Origin of the sequence: Saccharomonospora iraqiensis subsp. iraqiensis (assembly GCF_000430445.1) — a bacterium.
GTDB classification, from domain to species: Bacteria; Actinomycetota; Actinomycetes; order Mycobacteriales; family Pseudonocardiaceae; genus Saccharomonospora; species Saccharomonospora iraqiensis.
The window spans coordinates 48,990-54,333 of the sequence record NZ_KE387124.1; the positions used below are offsets into that span (position 1 = coordinate 48,990).

2 protein-coding genes are annotated in these 5,344 nt (G+C 71.8%); both read right to left on the bottom strand.

The window, feature by feature from the left end:
- The coding region (gene pglW, locus ACTIR_RS24280) for a BREX system serine/threonine kinase PglW (RefSeq protein ID WP_233345949.1) at positions 1-2,745 on the bottom strand (2,745 nt) is incomplete at its 3' end.
- A 78-nt stretch (positions 2,746-2,823) separates the two neighbouring features.
- The coding region (locus ACTIR_RS24285) for an AAA domain-containing protein (protein WP_233345950.1) at positions 2,824-5,344 on the bottom strand (2,521 nt) is incomplete at its 5' end.

Below are 5,344 nucleotides of genomic sequence, written 5' to 3' on the forward strand. Positions count from 1 at the left end.
GCCCGCGGACTCGTCCGCCGCTGCCCGGGCCGGTGCGGGGGCGTCGAGCAGGGCCTGTTTCCACTGCTTGAACCGGCGGTTCAGCTCGTTGCGCACGGCCTTGCCCGCGCCGCGCGCCCGGCTGATCTCGTGCGGACGCACCCGCTCCAACAGCTCGCCCACGGTGGACACGCCGAACGACTGCGCCACCGACACCGCCCGTGGCGACAGGCCCGCCGCGTCGAGCTGGGTGTCCGGGGTCGCGGCCTCGGCGTGGGCGTCGCGGGTCTGCTGCAGGTCGGCGTCGTCGAGGTCGACCGTCTCCGGAGTGGTGGCCGGGCGGGCCTGGTCGGCCGCGGTGAACACCGCGCGCCAGGCGTCCTCCATCTGCCGCAGCGTGTCGAAACGGCGGTCGGCGTCGCGGTGCAGGGCGCGCTGGAAGAACGCCGTCAGGCCGTCCCGCAGGGCCGGCTCGAACAGGTCCGCCGCGAGGGAGGGGGTCTCGTCGTCGGTGGTGCGCGGATCACTGACCCCGTCGCCCCACACCGGGCGTTGACCGGTGGCCATCTCGTGCAGCGTCACCGCGGCCGCGTACCGCTCGGCGTGATCGTCGTAGACGGGGCGGCGGTTGGTGTCCAGGAACGGGTCCAGGTAGCCGCGGGTGCCGGCCGTGACATCGCGTTCGGACACCTCGGCCAGGGAGAAGTCGAACAGCATGAGCTGCCACGACCGGTCGGCACGGCGGTAGACACCGAAGTTGTCCGGCTTGAGGTCGCGGTGCCGCACACCCCGCCCGGCGAGCTGGTCCAGGGCGGTGAACAGGTCGCGCCCGTAGCGTTCGAGGTTGTGGTAGCTGAGCTTGCCGTCGGTGCGCAGCGACTCGCCGAGGGTGTAGCCGACGGAGTCCTGTCCCCCGGCGAACTCCAGGTCGAGCACGGTGCGCCCGCCCAGCTCCCGCGGCCCGTCGAGCTTCTGCACCACGACGCCGCCACCCACGATGTCCAGGGCACGGGCCTCCGCACGCAGGTGTTCCGCCTTGTCCTCGTCGAGGGCGACCTTGAGCACCCGGCGCGGGTCCTGCCCGGTGTCGTCCTCGTCGTCGGCGACCGCGGTGACCAGCAGCGCGCGGGCGGTGGCGCCGGTGCCCAGCACACGCTCCACGTGCCAGCCATCCACGACCTGCCCCGCGGACACCGTGAGCGGGTCCACGACCGTGGCCGTCGACGCGGGGACCGACCGGGTCTCGGCGGTGTCCAACCGGGCGAGGAACTCCTCCGCCGACGACAGCCGGTCGGCCACGTCGGTCCGGGTGGCGTCGAACACCAGCGTGTCGAGCGCGTCGGACACGCCGTCGGACAGCGCCGAGGGGCGCAGTCCCCGGTTCTCCGCGAGCCGTTCGATCAGCCCGCCGCGTCGCGTCGCCGGCGGACGTCCGGTGAGCACGAGGAACGCCAGGGCACCCAAACCGAACACGTCCAGATCCACCGGATCGGCGTACGGGGCGAACTCGGGTGCGAAGTACACCTCCGACGAGCCCGCCAGGTGTTCCCCGGTCAGCGAGGAGTGGCCCAGCGACGTACCCGTGGTGGACACGGCACTGTCGAAATCGCGGGCGGCGGCCTGCCAGTCGATGATCCGCACCACCGGGTCGGACCCGTCGTCACGCGCCGACACGTACACCGACCGTGCCGACAGCGCCCGGTGGTACAGCGAACGCTGGTGAGCGTACTGCACCGCCTCGGCGAGTTGGCGCACCAGATCCAGCCGGGTCTCGGTGCTCAGGGACTCGCCGTGCAGATCCATGTACGAGTCGAGGCGGATGTCGGTGTCGCGGTGGTGGAACAGGATCGCCGGGCCGCCCTGATGGTGGCGGATCTGCACCGGCTGGGCGATGCCGCGGTGCGCCACATCCTGCAGAACCTGGTACTCGCGGCGGGCGGCACGCTCGACCGACTGCCGCTTCTCGTCGTCGGCCTGCTGCTCGGTGAGGTAGATGCGGACCCGGCCCTGCTCGCGCACGATGCCGGACCGCTCGGCCAGCCGGTCCTCCCACGTCGGGCCCGCGTCCAGCAGCTCGCCGGACAACGTCCAGTCGTCACCGAAGCGCAGGTGCGCGGTGGAGGCTCGGATGCCGATGGTCTCCAGCAGCATCGGCAGGACATGCCGGGAGAAATCCGGGGTGATCCGCTGGTGCTCCCGCTGCGGCGGGCGGGAGAGCAGGTCGTTCCAGATGCCGGGCAGGCCGTCGCAGTCGTCGTCGCGGCCGTAGACACGGGTGCGCTGCACCTCGTCCAGCTCCGACCGCAGGCCCCGCGCGGAGAGGAACACCGCCGGTTCGACCCGGGGGATACGCACGCTGAGGTGGCGCTTGCGCGCGGCCCAGTCCAGCCGCTGCTTGAGCTCCTTGCACTTGAGGTCGGTCAGCGACAGGGGATTGCGCAGGGTGTTCGGGCGGCGCGACCCGTCCTCTGGATAGACGCTCCAGGTGTCGCCGTGGTTGACGACGCGGCCCGGGTGGCCCTTCAGCTCCACCAGGTACAGCCCACCAGGCACGGCGATGAGCAGGTCACACTCGTTGACCCGGCCGGAGCTGCCGGTGAAGGAGAACGTCGCCCACGCCCGGTAGGGCTCGGCCTGCGGCATCAGCCGTCTGACGTGGTCGAGGCCGTCCTGTTCCCACGCGTACGGGGACGTGCGCTCCTGAAACCACCGCTGCAACGCGGGCGGCGGCCCCGGCTTCGGCGCCGCTTCTCCACCGCTGGCCACGCGGCCACCCCTTCCTTCGGATCCCACCGTGCCGAGCATGCCGGACCGGACCTGCCCGCCGCGGCGATCGTACCGCCGTCAGTGCCACTGTCGGGCCAGCTCCAGCGCCGGGAGCAGCTGCTCCCGGGTGCGCTGGTACAGCCGACCGATGCCGAACTCCTGCAACGCGGCGCGCAGCACCGTCTCGTCGTCGTCGCGGTCGACGTCGGCCGCGCGCCGCATGAGCGCGGCGAGCTCGCGCACCGGCACCTCCTCGACCGACCGGGGGCCGACCTCCCGCACCGGCTCCGGTGACTGCTCCGGGAGCCGGAACGCGGCGGGCTTGACCCCGGCACGGCCGAACGGGTCGTCCCGCACCAGCTCACCCTGCCGCACGGCGTAGCTGATCACCGAGTTGAGCTTGCTGACGATCTGCTTGCCGAGTCGTTGCCCGCCGGAGGCGCGGACGTAGACCTGGCGGAGCCGGTCGCCGGTGATCGGGCCCTCCACGGCAACGATCTCGCGCAGGCCCGCGAGGATCGTGCCGCGCACCGCCTGCACCGACGCCACCGTGCCCCGGAACTCGACGTACGGTTCGGGCGTCCGGGGAGCGTCCGCACGGTGGGGCCCCGTCCCGGTGCCGTGCGCCCGCGGTTCCTCACCGGTGCCGGCGTCGGTGGCCGCGTCCGTGTCCGCATCGGCGTCGGCCTCCGCTCCAGCTGCGGATCCGGTTTCCACCGCTCCCTCGACTCCCGCCGCCGTGCGGCTCACCGGAGCCCCGGTCCCCGTCTCGGGCTCGGGCTCGGGCTCGGGCTCGGGCTCGGGCTCGGGCTCGGGGACGGTGTCGACCTCCGGGGCAGCGTTCCCCAGGACGGTCCCCGGTGCGGAGGAGGAAGCCGGTCCGGACACCGGATCCGTGTCGACGGCACCGTCCGAGGTGGCCATTCCGGCATAGTCCACAACGGACGCCGACGCCGCGGCCGGTTCACCGCCGGAGGGGTGGATTCCCATGTCGCGCAACAGGTCCCACAGTCCGCTCAACACCGCCGACGGGTCGGCGTAGAACAGGGACTCGGGGATGCGGAAGAACCGCCACCCACACCGTTCCAGATCGCGCTGCCGGGCGAGGTCGTGTTCGAACTGATCGGGGCCGTGCCACTCGTCGCCGTCGCACTCGACGGCCAGACGGGTCTGCCCGCCCAGCACCACCAGGTCGATGCGGTACCCGGCGGCCTCGTACTGCGGCAGCACGGTGTACCCGCGGTCGATGATCCGGTTGTACACGCGCTGCTCGAACAGCGAGTCGAACGGCGCCACCGGCGTGTCCTCCGGCACCGGCCGCACCCCGCCGTCGGGGGCGCCCTCGGCGCCGACCTCGCCGCGGTTGATCACCCCGTAGCAGTAGTCCAACAGCTGGAACCGCATGTCCTCGGGGTTGTGCAGCTCGTCCCGGCCGAGCGAGTGGAACACCCAGAGCTGGTCCTTGGCACGGGAGACCGCGACGTTGTACCGCTGCACGTACATGTCGGCGGTCAACGCGGTCAGCCGCCTGCCCTCCTCGGCCACGGAGACCATGGACAGGAACATCACGTCCCGCTCGGAGCCCTGGAAGTCCGCCGCGTCGCCGCAGCGCAGATCCCGCGCGGACCACTCCGGCCCCGGGATCCGCTCCATCAACAGGTTCTGGATGTACTTGGCCTGCTGCTGACCGAGCAGGGAAATGACGCCGAACGTCTTCCCGTCGTAGCGCGGGTCGTTCAGGCACTCCTCGACCTGCGCCACGAGGCGTTCGGCCTCGGCCGGGTTCGTCTTGTTGCCCGCCTGGTAGCCGTCCTCGACGTGGACGGCTCGGATCGGGTCGAGCCGGTCGTTGCCGTACTGGCGCACCGGGACGAGGCGGATGTTGTCCGGCTCGTAGGCGATCCGGTTGGAGAAGCCGATGATCTCCGGCACGCAGCGGCGGTGCTCGGTCAGGGTGATCAGCCCGCCGTAGCGCATCTTCGCCTCGTCGAACAGGCTGCGCTTCGGGTCCTCCCAGGACGCGCGGTAGCGGTCGTGGGTGAGGTACTGGCGGGCCAGATCGCGCAGCTCCTGCTGATCGACGCCGACCGCCGTGGGCGAGACCTGCTTGTCGTCGCCGATGACGACGATCTTCGGCGCGAGGTACTGGAGGAAGGTCGCCTCCAGCCCCGCCTGGGACGCCTCGTCGACGATCACGACGTCGAACATGTCCGGCTGGACCCGGAACTGCTCGGCGATCCGGTACAGCGGCATGATCCACACCGGCACCGCGGGGCGGCAGCGTTCCATCGCCCTGCGGATATCGGCCTTGCGCTGCGCGGCGTACTTGCCGCTCAGTTTGCCGCCGCGTTTGACCAGCTGTGCGTACTGCGTCAGGTCGGCCTTCGCGGTGCCGTCCAGCCGTTCCGGGGAGGCGGCGTAATCCCACGCGCGCCGGGCGGCGAGGGTGCCGACCTGCGCGTGGATCTCGTCCTCGATCGTGACGACGCGCTGCTGCAGGGCGTTGGTGTCCGTGGATTCCTGCGCCGTCAGCCACGTCGCCGTGGCGGCCCAGGCCCACGCCCGCTCGAACGCCCCGAGCCGCTCCCGCCACGCGTCG